3 protein-coding genes are annotated in these 3,017 nt (G+C 39.7%); 2 read left to right on the top strand and 1 reads right to left on the bottom strand.

Annotated elements, in window-relative coordinates; all coding sequences use genetic code 11:
• Positions 1-27 precede the first annotated feature (27 nt).
• Positions 28-891 carry a YsnF/AvaK domain-containing protein gene (locus tag AC6CHU_RS25790; RefSeq protein WP_498123152.1) on the bottom strand — a complete coding sequence of 288 codons (864 nt, stop codon included), beginning with the start codon at positions 889-891 and terminating at the stop codon, positions 28-30.
• A gap of 461 nt (positions 892-1,352) precedes the next feature.
• Between AC6CHU_RS25790 and AC6CHU_RS25785 the strand changes: the two genes are divergently transcribed.
• Together AC6CHU_RS25785 and AC6CHU_RS25780 are read left to right on the top strand one after the other, a co-directional pair.
• Positions 1,353-2,870, top strand: a complete 1,518-nt coding sequence (locus AC6CHU_RS25785; RefSeq protein ID WP_159867981.1) for a sodium-dependent transporter — start codon at positions 1,353-1,355, stop codon at positions 2,868-2,870.
• The gene (locus AC6CHU_RS25780) at positions 2,870-2,977 is read left to right on the top strand and encodes a methionine/alanine import family NSS transporter small subunit (RefSeq protein ID WP_159867978.1); all 108 of its coding nucleotides are present in this window, start codon (positions 2,870-2,872) and stop codon (positions 2,975-2,977) included. The genes AC6CHU_RS25785 and AC6CHU_RS25780 overlap by 1 nt, the downstream gene beginning before the upstream one ends.
• Positions 2,978-3,017 lie beyond the last annotated feature (40 nt).

Genomic DNA, 3,017 nt, shown 5'->3' with positions numbered 1-3,017 from the left:
GGGTTCCCTCAGAGGGAACCCTTTTATTTACAAGTTATTATTTTTTCTATTTAAATCTTTATCTTCAGTAATGTGTTCATTGCCTTCAAGGCGGGCTTCTTCTTTTTTTAGATTTTCTGTTACCTGCTGAGTTTCCTGAACTTCCCGTTTGCCCACTACAATTTCTTCCGTGACAACAGGCTTTTTGGTAACTTCCACACGTTCTTCAGTAATAGGAATCCTGATTGTTTCATCATCTGCAATAGGTGAGGAGCTTACACCGGCCACATCATCCACTTTTCTTCTTTCTACATATACCTCTTCATGCTCCACCGGTACATTAACTGTTGTTTGTTCTTCCACAACGTCTTTATGGATTTCAACCTCCCCGGTCTGTACACGTTCCTTAGACACATCCAGCTGTTCCTCCCGCAGTTTTAATGATTGCTCATCATCTGCAGCTGAATTTCTTAGCGCATCATATCCGCCAGTGTAAGTGCTGTCCACTTCGGCTTCAGCTGTCCCGGCACCGGTAAAGCCGGCTGCAGCATCAATTCTATCACTGTATAAAATGATTTTCCCTTCATTCACATACGTTTCATATTTGCGGGCTTCATCCTCTGACATGCCCAATTCTCTGAACTTTTCACCTGCAGAATCACTGCTCATACGGTCATCATCAAACCAGGATGCCAGACTATTTAAGAAACCAGCACTTTCACTGCTGTCTCTATTCTTAGTCTCGAAGGTCTCTGTATGAACACCGGTTTTATCTTCAAGAGATGTATCCAGATGTTCGGTCTGCGCAATGATTGAAAGATCCTGAACAGGGTAGCCGTCATTTTGCAGTTCTTGAATAGAATCTACTACTTCCCTTTGTGAATTATAAACTCCAATAATAGTGGTATCCATTTGTAAAAACCTCCTTATTTTCTCTTAAGTTATTTGGAAAAATTTAAGCACATTGGTTATATTCCCGCGGCCAAGAAGACCAAACGAGGTTAATTTTGGAATCATCAAGATATTATTTTGAATTATCAAATAATTAATGAAAGTTTTTAAGTTTCAGGAATAAGTTTTACAAGGGGGGTGAGTACAAGGAATTACTCCGGTCAGTTTTGGTAAAATAACTCTTCGCCGGGTGGAATCTAAATGGAAATTAAAATAGGAATATATTAATAATCTTACACGCTTTACCATGGTATTGTACTAAAACTAATTTTTTCGAAAAATATTACTATTAGGAAAATAATGTTTTGACAGAGTATCAAAAAATAGCTATACTAGGCTTAGTTAGATTTAATTATCTGAAAATATAAAAAGTTCCCATTGTTCTTTTTAATTGGGAGAATTTACAGGGGGTAGGATTTACTATGGATAATCGTCCGCAGTGGGGATCCAGAGCTGGATTTATTATGGCAGCTGTGGGTTCAGCAATTGGTCTAGGGAACATTTGGCGTTTCCCGGCAGTTGCTTATGAAAATGGAGGGGGAGCATTCTTTTTTCCATATTTGTTTGCCTTGCTGACAGCAGGTATTCCGCTTTTGATCATGGAATTTACAATTGGCCATAAGTATCGCGGATCTGCACCTTTGTCTTATGCAAGATTAAGTAAAAAATACGAATGGCTGGGCTGGTGGCAGGTCGCCATTTCATTTGTAATCTCAACCTATTATGCAGTTATCATCGCATGGGCAATGTCATATGCCGGCTTTTCGTTTAACCTAAAATGGGGTGACGATCCAAACGGATTCCTATTTGGAGAATATTTAAAGCTTGCAGAAACACCTGGAGATGTAGGCGGAATTGTACCTGGAGTATTCATACCTTTAGTTATTGTTTGGGTTGTGACACTTGGTATTCTATTTAAAGGGATTAAAAAAGGTATCGAAATTGCGAACAAAATCTTTATTCCTGTCCTTGTAGTATTATTCCTAATTATTGTTGTTCGCGCGTTGACTCTTGATGGAGCTGCTGCTGGTTTAGATGCATTCTTTAAGCCAAACTGGGAAATGATAGCGAATCCTAAAGTCTGGGTTGCGGCCTACGGCCAGATTTTCTTCAGCTTATCGATTGGATTTGCCATCATGGTAACCTATTCAAGCTACCTTCCAAAGAAAACGGATTTGACAAACAGCGCCTTCATTACCGGCTTTGCAAACTCCGGTTTTGAACTTCTTGCCGGTATCGGTGTATTTGCGGCATTAGGATTTATGGCTGCACAGCAGGGTGTAGGCATTAATGAGGTTGTATCATCAGGTGTGGGATTGGCATTCGTTGTATTCCCGCAGATCATTAACGAATTCCCTGCTTTAAATGGCTTATTTGGTTCCTTCTTCTTTATCTGTTTAACACTTGCCGGTTTAACATCGTTAATCTCAATTGTTGAAACATTTGTTGCTGGTGTGCAGGATAAGTTTAATGTTTCACGTAATAAAGCAGTTTTTGTAGGCGGAGGTTTATCTGCTGTTATTTCCATCCTCTTTGCGACACAGGGCGGTTTATACTTCCTTGATGCAGCAGACTACTTCATCAACCAATTTGGCGTTGCCTTAGCAGGATTAGTGCAGGTAGTTATTGTAGGCTGGGTGTTAAAAGAGCTGAAAAATCTTCAGAACCATGCAGATGCTGTTTCTGATATTAGACTTGGTTCCTGGTGGAAAGTTTGCTTGACAGCAATTACGCCAATTGTGCTTGGGTATATGATGGTTCAAAATATCATTACGAATATTAAAGAGAATTATGAAGGGTATCCTACCAGCTTCCTTCTCTATACCGGATGGGGAGTAGCAATAGGAGCCATTATCTTAGGATTTGTATTTATGGCCATTAAAAAGAACGATACACAGTCTAAGCTTACAATACCAGTTGATAAGGAGGTATCTCAATAATGTCTGGAAGTGCAATTACAATGATGGTGGTTGGGATGCTCATTATCTGGGGCGGTCTTGCAGCAAGTGTCATGAATGCTGTGTCCAAAGCAAAAAAAGCTAAATAATTTTTGAAGGACTGCCTGGTAATTGGGCAGTCCTTTTATC

The sequence above is a fragment of the Cytobacillus sp. GQ23 genome (assembly GCF_059758675.1).
This window is presented reverse-complemented; position numbering and strand designations above follow the sequence as displayed.